The organism is Arthrobacter crystallopoietes BAB-32 (assembly GCF_000328305.2).
GTDB lineage: Bacteria > Actinomycetota > Actinomycetes > Actinomycetales > Micrococcaceae > Crystallibacter > Crystallibacter crystallopoietes_A.
This window is the reverse complement of the sequence record NZ_ANPE02000206.1, coordinates 1-16,705: the sequence shown is the minus strand read 5'-3', so window position 1 is coordinate 16,705 and position 16,705 is coordinate 1. Positions and strand designations below refer to the sequence as shown.

Below are 16,705 nucleotides of genomic sequence, written 5' to 3'. Positions count from 1 at the left end.
TAGGTGCGGCTCTTCGGAGCCGGCACCTTAGGCTTTAAGTACCATCGTCCCGGCCGGAAAGGACTGTCCATGCCGACCTTCGAATCCGTGAAGTTCCCCTCCGTCACCGGGGCCGTGCTGGCGGGGACGGTGGACATTCCGGACGGCGAGGTGCGGGCGTGGGCGGTCTTCTGCCACGGCTTCACGTTGGGCAAGAACAGTGCGGCAGCGGCGCGGATCTCCAAAGCCCTGGCCCGGCATGGGATCGGCGTGCTGCGCTACGACGCCGCCGGGCTGGGCAGCTCAACCGGCGACTGGTCGGACACGACGTTCACCACCAAGGTCGAGGACATCCGGCAGGCGGCCGCGTTCATGCAGTCGGCCGGCCGTCCGGTCTCCCTGCTGATCGGCCACTCGCTGGGTGGGGCCGCCGTCCTGGGTGCCGTCGGGGCGCTGGATGAAGTGAAGGCCGTGGTCACCATTTCGGCGCCCTATGAGCCCGTCCACGTGGTGCATCTGTTCGATGAGGCCATGGACGACGTCGAGCGCCAGGGAGTAGGGGAAGTCACGTTGGGCGGCAAACGGCTGCAGATCCGCAAGCAGCTCGTCGAAGACTTGAAGCGGACCGATCTGACCGGCTGCATCCGGAACCTGGACCGGCCGCTGCTGGTCATGCACTCCCCCACCGACCAGACCGTCGGGATCGACAACGCCGGGGAGATCTTCCAGGCGGCCAGGCACCCCAAGTCCTTCATCTCGCTGGAAGGCAGCACCCACCTGTTGACCGACAGGGGACAAACGGACCGCGCCGCGCTGCTGATCGCGGCCTGGGCCAACCAGTACCTCGACACCGAGGATCCGCTGGCCTAGGGCCGAGGCAGCCGGCATCAGAGGTCGGCTGCGCCCTCGAACTGCAGCTCTTCGCGCAGGATCCAGACGCCCGATGCGTCGTGTTCGTAGAGCCCCATGCTGCTTGCCGTGAAGGACGCTTCGTAGTCCGAAAGCCGGTCCTCGGCGGCGTCCATGCCGGCCTGGCTGACGTCATGCGCCACGGTGATGTGCGGGTGGAAGTCGAACTCCAGCTGGCGTTCCAGCGGCCCGGACTGCAGCTTGCCGTGCAGTGCGACGCAGTCCTCGAAACCCTCGGAGACATTCAGGTAGACCACCGGGGACACCGGACGGAAGCTGCCGGTGCCGCGCAGCCGAATGGTGAACGGCGCCTGGTCCTTCGCGATCCGGCGCACGTGCTCGGTCGTTTCGTCCCAGTCCTGCACCGGCGTAGTGGTGACCAGCGTGATGTGCGGCGGAATGACGGCGGCCATCGGGTCGCCGAAGGACGCCCGCCAGCTTTCCAGCTCCCCAGCCATCGGCTCGGGTATGGCGATGACCACCCCGACACAGCCGGTCCGGGCACCCGGGCGGGGACCGCCGTCGTTAGTGGTGACGGTGTGCGACTGCAGGTGCTGGCCCCGCATTGTCAGCGCCTGGCTCCCGTGGGCAGGAAGCCGACCTTGTCGTAGACATCGGCCAGGGTTGCCGAGGCGATGGAGCGGGCCTTTTCGGCGCCCCGGGCCAGCAGCCGGTCCAGCTCGGCCGGATCGTCCAGCAGTTCCTGGGCGCGGGCCTGGATGGGCGCCAGCCGCTCCACGACGAGCTCGGCCAGGTCCACCTTCAGGTGCCCGTACATCTTGCCCTGGTAGTCCGCCACGATCGAGTCGATGCTCTTGCCGCTGAGCGTCGAGTAGATGGTCAGCAGGTTGGAGATGCCGGGCTTGGCCTCGCGGTCGAAATGGATCTCGGTGCCATCGTCGGTCACCGCGGACTTGATCTTCTTCGCCGCGGTCTTCGGGTTGTCGAGGATGTTGATCAGGCCGGCCGGGGAATCCGCCGACTTGGACATCTTGGCGTTGGGGTTCTGCAGGTCGTAGATCTTGGCGCCCTCGGCAGGAATCACGGCTTCCGGCACCACGAAGGTCTCGCCGAACCGGTGGTTGAACCGCTGGGCCAGGTTGCGGGCGAGCTCCAGGTGCTGGCGCTGGTCTTCGCCGACGGGAACGCCGTACGGGCGGTAGAGCAGGATGTCCGCGGCCATCAGCACCGGGTAGGCGAACAGGCCGACGCTGGCGTTGTCCGACCCCTGTTTGGCGGTCTTGTCCTTGAACTGCGTCATCCGCGAGGCTTCGCCGAACCCTGTAATGCAGTTGAGCACCCAGGCCAGCTCGGCGTGCTCGGGCACGTGCGACTGGACGAACAGCGTCGATTTCTCGACGTCGATCCCGCCGGCGATGTACTGCGCCACCGTGATGCGGGTGCGGTTGGCCAGGTCCGCCGGGTCGTACTGCACCGTGATGGCGTGCATATCCGGGACGAAGTAGATCGCCTCGTACTCGTCCTGCATGCTGACCCAGTTGACCAGCGCGCCAAGGTAGTTGCCGAGGTGGAGCGAGTCCGCCGAGGGCTGCATGCCGGAGAGCAGGCGGCGGCGCGTGGTCGAGGCGGCGGTGCCGGCAGCCGCTGTGCTGCCGGCGGTTTCAGTGGTGGTCATCAGGTGCGGTCCTTAGAACTGGTAGTCCACGACCACGGGGGCGTGGTCGGAGAAGCGCGCATCGTAGCTGGCGGCGCGGTCGACGACGGCGTTGCCAGCCAGTGCGGCGAGTTCGGGAGTGGCCATGTGGTAGTCAATGCGCCAGCCGGAGTCATTGTCGAAGGCCTGGCCGCGCCAGGACCACCAGGTGTAGGGGCCGGGCACCTCGCCGGCGAGGCCGCGGTGGACGTCCTTCCAGCCGATCCCGTCCCCAAAGAAGCGGTCGAAGTAGGCGCGCTCTTCGGGCAGGAAGCCGGCACGCTTGACGTTGCCCTTCCAGTTCTTGATGTCCAGCTCGGTATGGCCGACGTTCAGGTCGCCGACAACCAGTGCGTAGTCCCGAGTGGCCCGCAGGTCCGTCAGCCGCCCGGTCATCACATCGAGGAACCGGTACTTGTCCTCCTGCTTGGGCGTGTCCACCTCGCCCGAGTGCACGTAGGCGCTGACCACGGTCAGGGTCTTGGTGCCCTCGGCGTCCGGGACCTCGAAGTCCGCTTCGACCCAGCGGCCGGACGTCAGGAAGTACTCATCACCAATGTGGTCACGTGTGGCGACGGGGGCGGTGCGGGAGGCAATGGCGACGCCGGCCCGGCCTTTCGCTTCCGCTTCGGCGTGCAGGATGTGCCAGCCGTCTCCGAGCAGCTTGCGGACGATGGCATCGGGAGCGCGCACTTCCTGCAGGCAGAGGATGTCCACGCCGCGGTCCGCGAGCCAGGAATCCATGCCCCGTTTGTAGGCGGCGCGGATGCCGTTCACGTTGACGGTTGCGATCCTCAGCTGGTGCCGTACGGCGGTGCCGACGCCGCCTTCCGCAGTTCCGAATTCCTCGACGATGCCTGTCTGCAAACTCACTCGACTACCTTACCCAAGCCCCAGCTCAGCTGATAACCGTGCCGCTGACCGGGCCCTCGCCGTCGTTCTTTTTGATCATGCCCCGCCCGTTGTGCGCGGTGATCTCGATTGTCTCGATGGCGCGGTCCACCATGCCCTCGTCCTTGCCCAGATAGTCGCGGATCACCTTGGCTTGGACCTGGACGATCTTGAAGCTGTGGTCCAGCTTCTCGTCGCGCACCGCATTGGCCCGGGCGACCTGGTCCTCCACGACGGTGGTGCCCCCGGAGTTGCCGGCGGCCTGCTGGGCGGCGAAGCCAGCCTGCGCGGTGGCGAACTTTTCCTTGGCGCGCCGCGTGGCTCCGCGCACGCTGAACACCACGAAGGCCGCCAGCAGCAGCCAGCCGAGGGCGATGATGGCCACGATCCAGCCGATCACGTCATTCTGGTTCGCGGCGAACACCACGGCGAAGAGGAAGACCAGCACCATCACGGCGATGCCGATGTTTCCGGCTTTGAAGGGGACGGCGCGGCTGGCGGACGTGTTCGGCGAGGGATTGCCCAAGGATTGCATGCGCCCATTCTCTCAAATCGGCGCCTCGTGCGCGGACGGCTTCCACCGCAGGCGAACGCGGCGCCGGGCCGCGGCCGGTGCACGGGGAAGCGCTTCCGCGCTTGCGTTCGGAGCGCCCGGCAGACCGGGCCGTACCGCATCTTCCCACCAGCGGATACCCGCAGCTGATGCCTGGCTGTGGATAACCTCTGCAGGCGGAGTCCTGCAGCAGGCCTAATGGTGTCATGACCCGCCGACTCCCCCTGCCCGAGCCGCTCGGCTCAAGGCCCTTCCTTCTCCCGGAGTCCGATGCCCTGAATGTACCGCGGCGCCGGACATCCGCTAGTGATCTGCGTACACCGAGCCGTGCAATCCGAGTGCCAGTGGGCGCGGATCTGGCTTTACTCGAGCGCTGCCGGCCCTACACAAATGTCACCTCCGGCTCCGTTATCAGCCATCTGACAGCCGCGCAGATCCATGGATTCCCGCTGCCCGTCGACTTCGAAGTTCCTCAGGTCCTGGACGTGGCCCGGCCTCGAGGCACCGCAGCTCCACGCCGGAAGCATGTCAGGGGAAGGCGCCTGAGGTTGGACGAAGGAGACGTCGTCATGCTGGACGGCGTCGCGGTGACGTCGCTGGCTCGGACCTGGCTCGACCTCGCCAGCATTTTTGCTGTGGAAGATCTCGTGGTCATAGGAGACTTCTTGGTGTCGGAGCACCGCAGGAACTTCGGCCCGCCACGCAAAGCCAAGGTTCCGCTGGCTGAGTTGCGGCGCTACGTCGAGTCGAAGTCGTCCCTGCCGGGCCTGGCAAGGTTGCGGAAAGCCTTAGCCCTGGTCCGGGTGGGCGTCGATTCGCCGCCGGAGACCCGCCTACGGTTGATGCTGCAGCGTGCGGGCCTCCCCGAGTTCCGGCCGAACTACCCCCTCTGCGACGACTCCGGGTACCCGAAAGTATGGGCGGACTTGGGCTGTCCGGAGTTTCGGACATGCGTGGAGTACGAGGGCGAGCACCATCTGACTCCGGAGCAGCAGTCCTCCGACCATGACCGGGATTTCATGACCCTGTCCCTGCAGTGGCATCAAGCCAAGATCAACAAGACGGACATTAAGCGCGGCGAAGGCCACGTGGTCGGCAAGGTCAGCCGGATGCTGACGCTCGGCGGCTGGACGCCGGAGCCGAGGGCAGCCTGACCGTGGTGGGCCCACCGACGGGAGCGGTCCGAAGGCTGCGCCGCCTGTCTCCGGGTTCTCAATCCTGTGCGCAGATCACGACGGTGCCGCGCCTCAACACCGTGCTGATCTGCGCACGAGGTTCCCGGCCCGCCTCCACACCGTGCTGATCTGCGCACGGGATGGCCCATCCGCTTCAGGCTCTGCTCGGGCCGCTTCCGTTGCTACTTCAGGAACAGCGTCCGCAGCCGGCCGGTGGTCAGCACCAGCCCCAGCACGATCATGACGACGTAGTACAGCACGTGGATGCCGGTGGCGGCGGTGAAGACCCCGGCGCTGATCTGGCGCAGCAGCTCCACGCCGTGCCAGAGCGGCATGGCCTGGACCAGCCACTGGATCGGCTCCGGGTAGACGCTGAGCGGGTAGAACGTGGCGGAGAACAGGAACATCGGCAGCATGATGAAGTTGATCCAGTCCATCTGCTGGAAGGTCTTCATGAAGCTGGTGATGCCCATTCCGAAGGAGGCGAAGCCGAAGGCGATCAGCACGGAGGCCGGAATCAGCAGCAGCGCCCACGGCGTAGTGACCAGGCCCATCAGGCCCATCACCGCGGTGAAGCCGGTGGCATAGGCCGCGCCGCGCAGCAGGGCCAGCGTGATCTCGCCCAGCGCCACGTCCAGCGGCCCCAGCGACGTGTTCAGCATCCCCTGGTACAGCTTCGCGAAGTTGAGCTTGAAGAACACGTTCCAGGTCGAGTCGTACACCGCCCCGTTCATCGCGGAAACGGCCAGCAGCGCCGGCGCGATGTAGGCGATGTAGCTGATCTCGCTGCCGCCCGGGCCTTCCACCGTCCCCACCAGCGCGCCGAGGCCGACGCCCATCGCCACCAGGTACAGCACCGGTTCCACGAACCCGCTGGCCATGATCGCCCAGTTGCTCCCCCAGGTCGCCTTCAGTCCGCGTGCGACGACGGCACGGACGTTTCCGGAGTAAAGGGAACCGAGGGGGCGGCGTGAGGGGCGCAGCTGCAGCGCGGCGCTGTTCTGGAGGCCCGGCTCCCCTCCGGGCCTCCCGCCGTTTTGCCCGGCCTCGTCGTTCCGGATGCTCATTTGCCCAGCCTCCTGGTGTAGCTGCGCTTCGCCAGCAGCCAGCCTGCGGCGGCGAGGACGGCGAGGTAGAGGACATGCACCACGGTCAGCCAGGCGGGCTCGGCATGGCCGTAGCTGAGCACCCGGCCGAGCTGGGTGGAATGCCAGAGCGGGGAGACCCAACCGATCCACTGCACGGCCCACGGCATCGCGGCGAGCGGGAAGAACGTGCCGGAGAACAGGAAGAGCGGCATGACCACGAAGCGCTGCACCATGGCGAACTGGCCCTTGTCTTCCTCGATGCTGGAGGCGTACGCCATCAGCGGCAGCCCGAAGGCCATGCCGCCCAGGGCCGCGGTGAAGATCATGAGCCAGCCGGCAGGTTCAGGGACGGCGCCGAATAGCAGCAGGAACAGGTAGTAGAGCCCGGTGGTCAGCAGCAGCCGGAAGAGCAGGCCGAGGGTGTGCCCGCCGACCAACTGGCTGCTGGAGAGCGGCGATGCGTTCGGCCCGTAGTAGGTCCGGCGCCACTTGAAGCCGGACATCACGGAGTAGGTGTTCTCTTCGGCCGCGACCATGATGCCGGCGGTCGCAAGCAGCGCGGGCGCCACGAACACCAGGTAGGGCAGGCTGCCACTGCCGGGCGAGCCCCCGTCACCACCCAGCGAGGCGGCGGTGTTCGCATCAATCAGCGAGGCCAGCCCCACGCCCATCGCGAACAAGTACACCAGCGGCGTGCCGACGGCGGTCATCACCACGGTCCAGCCGTAGCCGCGCATGGTGCGCAGCCAGTGCTCGGCGAAGTAGAGCGAGCCGAACCGCCGCGCCTTGGCAGCCGACTGCTCCGGGGTCAGCGGCACGCGAAGCCCCAGCAGCGGTGCCGCGGCATCGGCTTCCCGGGCAGTGGGCCGGTGCGGCTCAGTCAACGAGGCTCCTGCCGGTGAGCCTCAGGAACACGTCCTCGAGGCTGGAGCGGCGCACCAGCGAGGTGAGTGGATGAAGCCCCCGGTAACGGACCTGCTCAAGGGCCGCTTCGCCGTCGTTAGCGTAGATCAGGACGCGGTCCGGCAACGTCTCCAGCCGCTCCCCGATCCCCTCCAGCTGGGCCGCGACCGTGGCGTTGCGTTCCGAGCCGAAGCGCAGCTCAAGCACCTCGCGGGTGGAGTACTCGTGGATCAGCGAGGCGGGCGAGCCTTCGGCCATGATCCGGCCCTTGTCCACGACGATCAGCCGGTCGCAGAGCTGCTCGGCCTCGTCCATGTAGTGCGTGGTGAGCACCAGCGTGACGCCCTGCTCCTTGAGTCGGAAGAGCCGGTCCCAGAGGATGTGCCGCGCCTGCGGGTCCAGGCCGGTGGTGGGCTCGTCCAGCAGCAGGATCTTCGGCTCGTTGATCAGCGAGCGGGCGATGGTCAGCCGGCGCTTCATGCCGCCGGAGAGCGAGTCCACGCGGGCCTTGGCCTTGTCGGTGAGCTGGGCGAACTCCAGCAGCTCGTCCGCCTTCGGCCGCAGGTAGCTGTGGGGCAGGCCGAAGTAGCGGCCGTAGACGATCAGGTTGTCGCGGACCCGGATCTCGTCGTCGAGGTTGTCCTGCTGCGGCACCACGCCCAGGTGCGCCCGGACCTCGGGGCCGTGGCGGTCCGGATCCAGCCCCATGATGGACAGCTCGCCCGAGGTGCGCTGCGAGACGCCGCCGATCATCCGCATTGTGGTCGACTTGCCGGCGCCGTTGGGCCCGAGCAGGCCGAAGGACTCCCCCGCCGGGACGTCGAAGGAGATGCCGTCGACCGCGGCGAAATTCCCGTACTTCTTGGTCAGGCCGCGCGCCGAAATGACGGTCTTGGTCAGCTGTTTCGAGACTGTGGCGTGGGACACTCCACCAGCCTATGGCAGAGCCGCGATTGAGGAAAGTCAATCAATCCCGAAGCGGTGCAAAATCAACGGGAACGACGGCGGCTACCGGACCGGGCGGTAACCTCAAGTCATGCGTGATGTGCTGGAGGCGCTGCTGCGCGACTGGCGGACCGGGGCGACCGCAGGCCTGGCCACGGTGGTGCGCACCTTCGACTCCGCGCCACGGCCGGCCGGCGCCTCCATGCTGGTCACCGCCGGCGGCGAGGCGGTCGGCTCGGTCTCCGGCGGCTGCGTGGAAGGCGCCGTCTACGAACTGGCCACCGAGGTCGTGGAGAGCGGCCGGCCGGCGCTGGTGCGCTACGGCATCAGCGACGATGACGCATTCGCGGTGGGACTGACCTGCGGCGGGACCATCGACGTCTTCGTGGAACCGGTGTCCCGGCAGCGCTTCGCCGAACTCGAGGACGTCCACGCCGACGTCGAGGCGTCGCGGCCGGTTGCCGTCGCCACCGTGATCGAGCATCCGGACGAGGCGTGGCTGGGCCGCCACCTGGTGGTGCGGCCGCATGGTTTCACCGGCAATCTCGGCTCTGAGCGGGCCAGCCACGCGGTCAGCGACGATGCGCAGGGCCTGCTCGCCGCCGGGCGGAACGCCACCCTGACCTACGGTCCTGACGGCGAGCGCCGCGGCGAGGGCCTGCGCGTCTTCGTCTCCAGCTTCGCTCCCCGCCCGCGGATGCTGGTGTTCGGCGCCATCGACTTTGCGGCGGCCCTGGCGCGGATGGGCAGCTACCTGGGCTACCGCGTCACCGTCTGCGATGCCCGCCCGGTCTTCGCCACGCCCGCGCGGTTCCCGGAGGCGGACGAGGTCATCGCCGACTGGCCGCACCGTTACCTGGCCGGGCAGCTGGAGCAAGGCCTGCTCGATGCCCGGACTGTAGTCTGCATCCTCACCCACGACCCGAAGTTCGATGTGCCGCTGCTGGAGGTCGCCCTGCGGGCCGGACCGGTGGCCTATATCGGCGCGATGGGGTCGCGGCGGACGCACGAAGACCGGTTCGCCCGGCTGCGCGACGCCGGCCTGACGGACACCGAGCTGGCCCCGCTGCGCAGCCCGATCGGCCTTGACCTCGGCGCGCGCACTCCGGAAGAGACCGCGGTGTCCATCGCCGCCGAGATCATCGCCGAGCAGTGGAGCGGCAGCGGCAGGCCGCTCGGTGCCCTGGGCGGGCGGATCCACCACGACGACATCCACGAGCCCTCGTCCGGCTCCGGCACCGGACTAACGACGGCGGGCGGCGGGTTTTAGCTTCCACGTTCCGGTACCGGACTAACGACGGCGGCAGGTGCCTTGGGCTTCAGTGTTCCGGCTCCGGCGGGGGCTGCTGTGTGTTCGGTGCGGCGCTGGCCGCGTAGGCCACCATGGCCTCGGCCCGGTCGGTGAGCCGGATGGCCTCGGGCCAGATCATCTTCACCGCCACGGGCTTGACCGCCGGAGTGATTGCTTTGGCCACCACCGCCCGGCCTTCGTAGGAGCGGTCCACCGCGGGCCGCTGCACCAGGACGGAGTAGCCCACGCCCCTACCCACCAGCGAACGGGTCAGTTCGAAGTCGCGGGTGCGGTAGCGGATGACCGGATGGACACCGGCCTGCTCGAAGAGCGTCAGCGTATGGTGGCTGCTCGGTGGCGCATCCAGCAGGATCATCGGGTCCCCGGCCAGCTCGACCAGCGAAACCTCCGCCTGCTCCGCCAGCCGATGCGAGGCCGGCAGCAGCACATAGGCCGGCACCTCGTAGAGCAGCACCGAGCCAAGCCCCGGCTGCAGGTCCATGTCATAGACGATTGCCAAGTCCATATCGCCGGCCAGCAGCCGCCCCTGGATCACGTCCTGGGCACCTTCGACGAAGTCCAGGCTGACCTTCGGATGGTTGACCGTGAACCCCTCGAGCAGCACCGGCAGGATGGTCGGCGCCACCGTCTGGTAGCAGCCGATCACCAGCGGACCGGCCAGCTCTCGGCCGCCGCTGCCGGCTCTGAGCTCCAGCTCCTCCGCGGCGCGCAGCAGCTCGGCCGCCCGCGCCTGGAGGTAGCTGCCGGCCGGAGTCAGCGAGACGCCGTGGGCCTTGCGCCGGACCGTCAGCTGCGTCCGGAAGATCTTCTCCAGCTCGGTCACCGCCGCCGCGACAGCGGTCTGCGACACGTGCAGCCGGGCGGCAGCCGCCGAAATGGAGCCCGCCTCCGCAACCGCCGTGAAATAGGCCAGCTGCCGCAACGTATACCGCGCCACCGTTTCCTCCCTTGGTTACCCGCGCTTCCTTTTGTCCGCCCGGAGCAGATTCCTCTGGTTTTCAGTGGAGATATCCCGCTTTTTTGAACTTTACCTGTGGATATGCCCCCTGTCACACTCTTGTGAGAGACAAAGCACAGCGCCGGCGTCGTAATTGGTCCGCCGCCGCGAGCCACAAGAACAGAGCAGAAGGAGCCGCAGATGACCGCCGAAGCCATCGAAGCCCGCCCGGTCCCCACCGCGGACTGGGTCACCATCGAGGACCTCTACCGCAACCCGTTCCCGATCTACCGGAAGATGCGCGAAGAGGCCCCGGTGCACTGGGTTCCGGCCGTGAACCGGTACATGGTCACCAGCTACGAGGCCTGCCACGTCGTGGAGAACGACCAGGAGATCTTCTCGGCGAACGAGACGAACTCGCTGATGAAGCGGGCGATGGGCCACTCGATGCTGCGCAAGGACGACCCGGAGCACGATGTGGACCGCAAGTCCTACGGCTCGGTGCTGCGGCCCAAGGCCATCAAGGAACACTGGAACGCCATCTTCCAGCAGAACAGCGACAAGTACCTCGGGCAGCTGAAGGCCGCCGGCCCGGGCGCTGACCTGATCTGGGAGTACGCCGCCCCCTACGCCGCCGAAAACCTCCGCCTGATCATGGGCTTCCACAACGCCACGCAGGAGGACATGCAGCGCTGGTCGCAGACCATGATCAACGGCACCGGCAACTACGCCGACGATCCCGAGGTCTGGGCCGCCTCCGAGAAGTCCTACAACGAGGTCGACGACGCGATCGACGAAATCCTGCCCTACCTGCGGAAGAACCCGGACTCCAGCCTGCTCTCCGGCATGACCAGCATGCCGATCCCGCTCGAAGCCATCCGGGCCAACATGAAGATGACTATCGGCGGCGGCCTGAACGAGCCGCGCGACGTGCTGGGCGTGGCCGTCTGGGCGCTGCTGTCCAACCCCGAGCAGCTGGCGAAGGTCCTCGCCGACACCTCGCTCTTCCCGGCCGTGTTCGAAGAATCCGTCCGCTGGGTCGCGCCGATCGGCATGTACCCGCGCGAGACCACCCGCGACACCGTGCTCGAGGGCGTGCAGCTGCCCAAGGGCGCCCGCCTCGGCGTCGTGGTCGGCGCCGCCAACCGGGACCCGAAGGTCTTCGAGGATCCGGAAACCTTCAACATCTTCCGCGCGAAGAAGCCGCACCTGGCCTTCGGCGGCGGGAACCATTACTGCGCCGGGGCCTGGGTGGCCAAGGCGTCGGTCTCCGGCATCGCGCTGCCGCAGCTCTTTGCCGAACTGCCCAACCTGCGCCTGGATCCGGGCCGGCCCGCGGTCGACGCCGGCTGGGTCTTCCGCGGCATGACCTCCCTCCCGGTCCTGTGGGACAACAAGAAGTAAGGACAGAACCACCATGGCAAAAATCAGCTTCCACCACTCCGACGGCAACGTGGACGTCCTCGACGTGGACCCGGGCACTTCGCTCATGCGCGCGGCCGTGACCAACGGCGTCGACGGCATCGTCGGCGAATGCGGCGGCCAGGCGATGTGCGCCACCTGCCACGTCTACGTCCGCCCCGAATACCTCGACGGCCTGCCCGCCATCAGCGACGACGAGGAGGAAATGCTCGACTGCACCACCGAAGACCGCAACGAGCGCTCCCGCCTCGGCTGCCAGATCAAGGCGGGGGACGACTTCGATACCATCGAGGTCGACCTCCCCGCCAGCCAGATCTGACCACCCGAAAGGCAGTACGCATGACTCCCGAGGAACGCATCGTCATCGTCGGCAACGGCCAGGCCGGCATCCAGCTCATCGACTCCCTCCGCAAGGAAGGCTACGCCGGCCCGATCACCGTGGTCGGCGAGGAGCAGCACTTCCCGTACCAGCGGCCGCCGCTGTCGAAGGACTACATGGCCGCGGGCACGTCCCCGTCCCCGCTGCCCTTGAGGGCGGAGAAGTTTTTCACCGAGAACGACGTCGACTCCCGCCTGGGCGTCCAGGTCACCTCCATCGACCGGTCCGGTCATACCGTCTCCCTCTCGGACGGCACCGACCTCGGCTACTCGAAGCTGGTGCTGGCCACCGGTGCGGCCAACCGGGAACTGACCGTGCCCGGCAGCGATGCCCAGGCATCCACGGCCTGCGGACCCTCGCCGATGCCGAAGCCGTGCAGGCCCGCCTCGACGAGGTGCGCACCGTCGTCGTCATTGGGGCGGGCTTCATCGGGCTGGAGTTCGCCGCCGCCGCCCGCAAGCGCGGCCTCGAGGTCACCGTGCTCGAGTACGCGGACCGGCCGATGGCCCGTGCGCTCTCCCCGGTGATGAGCGGCTTCTTCGCCGAGGCGCACCGGCAGCTCGGCGTGGACCTGCGGCTCGGCGAGGGCATCGACTCCTTCACCACCGACGACGACGGCCGCGTCACCGCTGCCGTGTCCACCACCGGCCAGACCTATCCTGCGGACCTGGTACTCGTGGGCATCGGCGTCATCCCGCGCACCGAACTGGCCGAGGCGGCCGGACTCGCCGTGGCCAACGGCATCACCGTGGACAGCGCCATGCGCACCGACGATCCGGACATCTTCGCCCTCGGCGACTGCGCCAACTACCCCAGCCACCATGCCGAGGCGCGGACCCGGCTGGAGTCCGTGCAGAACGCCACCGACCAGGCCCGGCACACCGCCAAGTCCATCCTCGGCCGGCACGGCGACGCCGAGCACTACCGCGAACTGCCCTGGTTCTGGTCCAACCAGGGCGACCTGCGCCTGCAAATCGCCGGCATCGTGCAGCCCGGCGACGAAACCGTGCTGCGCGGCGACCCCGCCACCGGCAAGTTCTCCGTCTTCTGCTTCCGCAACGGCAAACTTGCCGCGGTCGAATCCGTCAACCAGCCGGCCGACCACATGGCCGCCCGCCGCCTGCTCGCCCGGGAACGCAGCCTCACCCCGGAACAGGCCGCCGACCTGGAGTTCGACTTCAAGGCCTACTCCAAGGCCGCGCCCGCCGCGGCCTGACGTGCCCTCTCAGGTTTCGCAGTGCAGCGCCTGTACTGCGAAACCGAGCACGGCCTCGGCCCGCGGACTGAGCCGCATCTCCTCCGGCCAGATCGCCACGACCGAGGTTTGCGACGCCGGCGGGTCCAGCGGGCGCACCGCTACCTGCCGGCCTTCCAGCGTCTGGGCCGGCGAGTTCGGCCTCGTCATCAGCAGCCCGTAGCCCAGTCCCCGGCCGACCATGGCCTGCACCAGCACCAGCTGCGGCATGTTCGCAACGACCTTGGGCCGCAGTCCGCGTTCGGCGAAGGCCTGGTAGGTGTTCGCCGTGCTCGGGCTCGTGTCGTACATGATCAGCGGCTCGTCGGCGAGCTGCGCCAGATCGACGCTGTCCTGGGCCGCCAGCGGGTGGTCCGGCGGCAGCACGGCCTCCAGCTCGGTGGCATAGATGGTGCGCTGGCTGTAGCCCGCGGGCAGGAGCATGTCGTAGACGATCGCGAAGTCGAGCAGGCCGGTGTCCAGGGCCGGCAGCAGGTCGTCGTGCGTGCCGATCGTGACATCGATATTGATGCCCGGATGCAGCCTCGGCAGGCCCTCGAGGATCGCCGGCAGGACGTTGCTGGCGAAGCTGCCGAAGCAGCCCAGCCGCACGGGGCCCTTCAGCTCTCCCGAGCTGCCGGCCAGGTCGTGGACCAGTGCGTCGGCGTCCTGCAGCAGCCTCCGGGCCCGCTGGGCAAAGTACACGCCGGCCGGCGTCAGCTGCAGCCCGCGGGCCTTCCGCCGCACACAGAGCTGCTCGCCCACCAGTTTCTCCAGGGCGGTAATTGCCTGCGACAGCGCGGATTCGGAAATGCGCAGGCTGGCCGCCGCCGAGCTCAGCGTCGTGTGGTCCGGAAGCGCGGCAAAGAGCTGCAGCTGGCGGAGCGTGAACTCAGGCATTATTCGGTCCCATCAAAGAAGTAACGCAGTTTATTGAAGTTTACTGGAGGAACATCACATGTGAGACTTACTTCACGACCGTTTAGTTAGGAAGGTCACCCCTCCGACCGACTTCCTACCGAACACTTATGGCCATTGCTACGTGGCTGCCAAGCAAGGAATCTTCATGAGCACAACCGTTCCCGCGCGCTCCGCCGCCGCCAACCAGCGGCGCGTGGCGTTTGCCACCATCGTCGGCACGACGGTCGAGTGGTACGACTTCTTCATCTACGCCACGGCCGCCGGCCTGGTCTTCGCCCAGCTGTTCTTCGAACCAGCCGGTTCCCAGATCGGCCTGCTGCTGTCCTTCGCGTCCGTGGGCATCAGCTTCCTCTTCCGTCCGCTGGGCGCGTTCCTGGCCGGCCACTACGGGGACAAGATCGGCCGCCGCGCCATGCTGGTACTGACCCTGCTGCTCATGGGCGGCGCCACCACCCTGATCGGCGTGCTGCCCACCTTCGAAACCGCAGGCGTGCTGGCACCGGTCCTGCTCCTGCTGCTGCGCATCGTCCAGGGCATCTCCGCCGGCGGTGAATGGGGCGGCGCCGTGCTGATGGCCGTCGAGCACGCACCGCGCAACCGCCGTGGGCGCGCCGGTTCCTTCCCGCAGCTGGGCGTGCCGCTGGGCATGCTGCTGGCCTCGGGCATCACCGCACTGATGACCGGCGTCATCTCCCCCGGGGACGCGTTCCTCGAGTGGGGCTGGCGCGTTCCCTTCCTGCTCAGCTTCGTGCTGATCATCGTCGGCTACATCGTCCGCCGCGCCGTGGACGAGAGCCCGGTCTTCCAGGAGATCGCCGAGAAGAAGCAGCAGGCGAAGGTCCCCGTCGTCGAGCTCTTCAAGAAACACTGGCTGCTGGTCATCCTGGCCGCGCTGATCTTCGCCGGCAATAACGCCGCGGGCTACATGGCCACCGGCGGCTTCATCCCCAACTACGCCACCAGCGACGCCGTGGGCCTGGAGCGCACCGACGTGCTGCTGGCCATCACTTTCGCCGCCGCGATGTGGTTCATTTTCACCTTGCTGGCCGGCATCATGTCGGACAAGATTGGCCGCAAGAAGACCTACCTGATCGGCTTCTCCGCCCAGCTGCTGACCGTCTTCCCGCTCTTCTGGCTGATCAACACCGGGTCACTGGGCATGCTGTACCTCGCGCTGGGAATGTTCACCATCGGCCTCGGCCTGAGCTACGGTCCGCAGGCAGCATGGTACAGCGAGATCTTCCCGGCGTCGGTGCGGTTCTCCGGGGTGTCCATCTCCTACGCCATCGGTGCCATCCTGGGCGGCGCGTTCGCCCCGACCATCGCGACGGCGCTGGTGCAGGCCACCGGCTCCACCACGGCGGTCTCGGTGTACCTGTTCATCATGACCGTTGCCTCCATCGCTGCGGTGCTGATACTGCGCGACCGTCCCGGCATCGACCTGAGCATCAACAACCAGGCCGAGCAGGAAGTCGGGGCCACCATCTTCGACTCCCGCCGCGCCCCGGCGTTCGAACCGGTCAAGACCGACGCGTAACCGCCCGACAGCAGGCAGCTGGCTCCCGTCCCTTCCGGACGGGAGCCAGCTGCGTTTTGGGGTGCTGTTTCGACGGCGGCTATTTCGACGGCGGCTATTTCGACGGCGGTGAGCGCAGGACTTCCAGCCGCTGCCGGAACTCCGTCTCGTCCACTTCGCCGCGCGCATAGCGTTCGCGCAGGACGCCCTCGGCCCCGAGCAGGTTCTCCTGCCGGCGGCCGCGGAACCACGTCCGCCGGACGGCGAAAACGGCGAACCCGATCACCAGGATCCAGAAAAGCGGGATCAGCAGGACCCACCACCCGGGTCCGGATCCGGTGCCCCACGGCCCGTGCGCCAGCAGGGCGCCCGCGCCGCTGGCGGCGGTTGCTGCGGTCAGCATGACTACTCCAAACTGTCGGTAAGCGACCGGCTTTCGATCGCACTTCCAGTCTTCGCGCCAGGGAGCGGGAAATCGTCGGCCCGCGGGAGACACTTGGCCCGGGGCGCGTACTTCCCCGGGAGGCCCTGAGCCTGCCCCGGCGGCGGCACGTGCGCGCTGCGGCTTACTCCGAGCAGAGCGATGCGCCTGGTACTCCACGATCAGGCGAGGCTGGGCCTACCCCGAGGCGGGGCCGGCCCAGCCCGGACGCACCAGCCCGGACTCGTATGCCAGCACTACCAGCTGCGCGCGGTCCCGGACCATCAGCTTGGTCATGATGCGCGAGACGTGGGTCTTGGCGGTCAACGGCGTGATGAACAGTTCCGCGGCAATCTGGGCGTTGTTCAGGCCTGCGCCGACCAGGGCCAGGACCTCCCGTTCGCGGTCGGTGATCTGCTCCAGCGCCGGCAGCGGCGGCGCAGGCCTGGCCTGCGCGGCGACGCGG

The 16,705-nt window shown here is 67.9% G+C and carries 18 protein-coding genes and 1 pseudogene; 8 read left to right on the top strand and 11 right to left on the bottom strand.

All coding sequences use genetic code 11. From position 1 onward, the window contains the following. Positions 1–69 precede the first annotated feature (69 nt). Positions 70–849, top strand: a complete 780-nt coding sequence (locus tag D477_RS16480) for an alpha/beta hydrolase family protein (protein WP_005272126.1) — start codon at positions 70–72, stop codon at positions 847–849. Between the two features lie 17 nt (positions 850–866). On the opposite strand, the gene D477_RS16475 is transcribed toward D477_RS16480, so the two are convergent. Genes D477_RS16475 through D477_RS16460 form a run of 4 tightly spaced genes read right to left on the bottom strand, consistent with a single transcriptional unit; the run spans position 867 to position 3,968 of the window. Continuing rightward, entirely contained in the window at positions 867–1,454 is a 588-nt protein-coding gene (locus tag D477_RS16475; protein WP_005272122.1) for a 2'-5' RNA ligase family protein, read from the bottom strand. Between the two features lie 2 nt (positions 1,455–1,456). Further along, positions 1,457–2,524: a tryptophan--tRNA ligase gene (trpS, locus tag D477_RS16470; RefSeq protein ID WP_005272120.1), complete on the bottom strand. Its 1,068-nt coding sequence runs from the start codon at positions 2,522–2,524 to the stop codon at positions 1,457–1,459. A gap of 12 nt (positions 2,525–2,536) precedes the next feature. After that, positions 2,537–3,397, bottom strand: a complete 861-nt coding sequence (locus tag D477_RS16465; RefSeq protein ID WP_052510826.1) for an exodeoxyribonuclease III — start codon at positions 3,395–3,397, stop codon at positions 2,537–2,539. A 43-nt stretch (positions 3,398–3,440) separates the two neighbouring features. Further along, entirely contained in the window at positions 3,441–3,968 is a 528-nt protein-coding gene (locus D477_RS16460; protein ID WP_005272118.1) for a hypothetical protein, read from the bottom strand. Positions 3,969–4,534: 566 nt separating this feature from the next. On the opposite strand from D477_RS16460, the gene D477_RS21350 reads away from it, so the two are divergent. Then, a complete protein-coding gene (locus D477_RS21350) occupies positions 4,535–5,140 on the top strand; it encodes a hypothetical protein (RefSeq protein ID WP_237740811.1) in 606 nt (201 codons plus the stop codon). Between the two features lie 203 nt (positions 5,141–5,343). Here the strand turns inward: D477_RS21350 and D477_RS16450 are convergent, their stop codons facing one another. The 3 genes from D477_RS16450 to D477_RS16440 are packed head-to-tail and all read right to left on the bottom strand — an operon-like array spanning position 5,344 to position 8,079. Further along, complete coding sequence (locus D477_RS16450; RefSeq protein WP_005272116.1) at positions 5,344–6,228, bottom strand: ABC transporter permease; 885 nt, start codon at positions 6,226–6,228, stop codon at positions 5,344–5,346. Beyond that, the gene (locus tag D477_RS16445; RefSeq protein WP_005272114.1) at positions 6,225–7,133 is read right to left on the bottom strand and encodes an ABC transporter permease; all 909 of its coding nucleotides are present in this window, start codon (positions 7,131–7,133) and stop codon (positions 6,225–6,227) included. The genes D477_RS16450 and D477_RS16445 overlap by 4 nt, the downstream gene beginning before the upstream one ends. Next, a complete protein-coding gene (locus D477_RS16440; RefSeq protein WP_005272113.1) occupies positions 7,126–8,079 on the bottom strand; it encodes an ABC transporter ATP-binding protein in 954 nt (317 codons plus the stop codon). The genes D477_RS16445 and D477_RS16440 overlap by 8 nt, the downstream gene beginning before the upstream one ends. Positions 8,080–8,188: 109 nt before the next feature. On the opposite strand from D477_RS16440, the gene D477_RS16435 reads away from it, so the two are divergent. Next, positions 8,189–9,367, top strand: a complete 1,179-nt coding sequence (locus tag D477_RS16435; protein WP_005272107.1) for an XdhC family protein — start codon at positions 8,189–8,191, stop codon at positions 9,365–9,367. A 49-nt stretch (positions 9,368–9,416) separates the two neighbouring features. Here D477_RS16435 and D477_RS16430 read toward each other — a convergent pair whose 3' ends face one another. Continuing rightward, positions 9,417–10,346: a LysR family transcriptional regulator gene (locus D477_RS16430; RefSeq protein WP_052510825.1), complete on the bottom strand. Its 930-nt coding sequence runs from the start codon at positions 10,344–10,346 to the stop codon at positions 9,417–9,419. Between the two features lie 201 nt (positions 10,347–10,547). Between D477_RS16430 and D477_RS16425 the strand changes: the two genes are divergently transcribed. The 4 genes and pseudogenes from D477_RS16425 (at position 10,548) to D477_RS16415 (ending at position 13,363) form a co-directional block, all read left to right on the top strand. Next, positions 10,548–11,750, top strand: a complete 1,203-nt coding sequence (locus D477_RS16425) for a cytochrome P450 (RefSeq protein ID WP_005272103.1) — start codon at positions 10,548–10,550, stop codon at positions 11,748–11,750. A gap of 13 nt (positions 11,751–11,763) precedes the next feature. Continuing rightward, on the top strand, positions 11,764–12,087 hold the full coding sequence (locus D477_RS16420) for a 2Fe-2S iron-sulfur cluster-binding protein (protein ID WP_005272101.1): 324 nt from the start codon (positions 11,764–11,766) through the stop codon (positions 12,085–12,087). 20 nt (positions 12,088–12,107) lie between these two features. After that, positions 12,108–12,416 (top strand): annotated as a pseudogene (locus D477_RS23380) (FAD-dependent oxidoreductase); the annotation flags it as partial. Between the two features lie 104 nt (positions 12,417–12,520). Then, on the top strand, positions 12,521–13,363 hold the full coding sequence (locus tag D477_RS16415; RefSeq protein ID WP_237740810.1) for an NAD(P)/FAD-dependent oxidoreductase: 843 nt from the start codon (positions 12,521–12,523) through the stop codon (positions 13,361–13,363). Positions 13,364–13,372: 9 nt separating this feature from the next. On the opposite strand, the gene D477_RS16410 is transcribed toward D477_RS16415, so the two are convergent. After that, positions 13,373–14,281, bottom strand: coding sequence for a LysR family transcriptional regulator (locus D477_RS16410; RefSeq protein WP_005272092.1), 909 nt, complete (start codon positions 14,279–14,281; stop codon positions 13,373–13,375). Between the two features lie 166 nt (positions 14,282–14,447). Between D477_RS16410 and D477_RS16405 the strand changes: the two genes are divergently transcribed. After that, the gene (locus tag D477_RS16405; RefSeq protein WP_005272089.1) at positions 14,448–15,839 is read left to right on the top strand and encodes an MFS transporter; all 1,392 of its coding nucleotides are present in this window, start codon (positions 14,448–14,450) and stop codon (positions 15,837–15,839) included. 94 nt (positions 15,840–15,933) lie between these two features. Here D477_RS16405 and D477_RS16400 read toward each other — a convergent pair whose 3' ends face one another. Further along, positions 15,934–16,221, bottom strand: coding sequence for an SHOCT domain-containing protein (locus tag D477_RS16400; RefSeq protein ID WP_005272088.1), 288 nt, complete (start codon positions 16,219–16,221; stop codon positions 15,934–15,936). Positions 16,222–16,437: 216 nt separating this feature from the next. Next, on the bottom strand, positions 16,438–16,705 hold a 268-nt coding region (locus D477_RS16395; protein WP_005272086.1), incomplete at its 5' end, for a response regulator transcription factor.

Excerpts from the sequence above, each read along its gene's own strand:
- D477_RS16480 (WP_005272126.1), top strand. The coding sequence starts at position 70 with ATGCCGACCTTCGAATCCGTGAAGTTCCCCTCCGTCACCGGGGCCGTG.
- D477_RS16475 (WP_005272122.1), bottom strand. The coding sequence starts at position 1,454 with ATGCGGGGCCAGCACCTGCAGTCGCACACCGTCACCACTAACGACGGC.
- trpS (WP_005272120.1), bottom strand. The coding sequence starts at position 2,524 with ATGACCACCACTGAAACCGCCGGCAGCACAGCGGCTGCCGGCACCGCC.
- D477_RS16460 (WP_005272118.1), bottom strand. The coding sequence starts at position 3,968 with ATGCAATCCTTGGGCAATCCCTCGCCGAACACGTCCGCCAGCCGCGCC.
- D477_RS16450 (WP_005272116.1), bottom strand. The coding sequence starts at position 6,228 with ATGAGCATCCGGAACGACGAGGCCGGGCAAAACGGCGGGAGGCCCGGA.
- D477_RS16435 (WP_005272107.1), top strand. The coding sequence starts at position 8,189 with ATGCGTGATGTGCTGGAGGCGCTGCTGCGCGACTGGCGGACCGGGGCG.
- D477_RS16425 (WP_005272103.1), top strand. The coding sequence starts at position 10,548 with ATGACCGCCGAAGCCATCGAAGCCCGCCCGGTCCCCACCGCGGACTGG.
- D477_RS16420 (WP_005272101.1), top strand. The coding sequence starts at position 11,764 with ATGGCAAAAATCAGCTTCCACCACTCCGACGGCAACGTGGACGTCCTC.
- D477_RS16410 (WP_005272092.1), bottom strand. The coding sequence starts at position 14,281 with ATGCCTGAGTTCACGCTCCGCCAGCTGCAGCTCTTTGCCGCGCTTCCG.
- D477_RS16405 (WP_005272089.1), top strand. The coding sequence starts at position 14,448 with ATGAGCACAACCGTTCCCGCGCGCTCCGCCGCCGCCAACCAGCGGCGC.
- D477_RS16400 (WP_005272088.1), bottom strand. The coding sequence starts at position 16,221 with ATGCTGACCGCAGCAACCGCCGCCAGCGGCGCGGGCGCCCTGCTGGCG.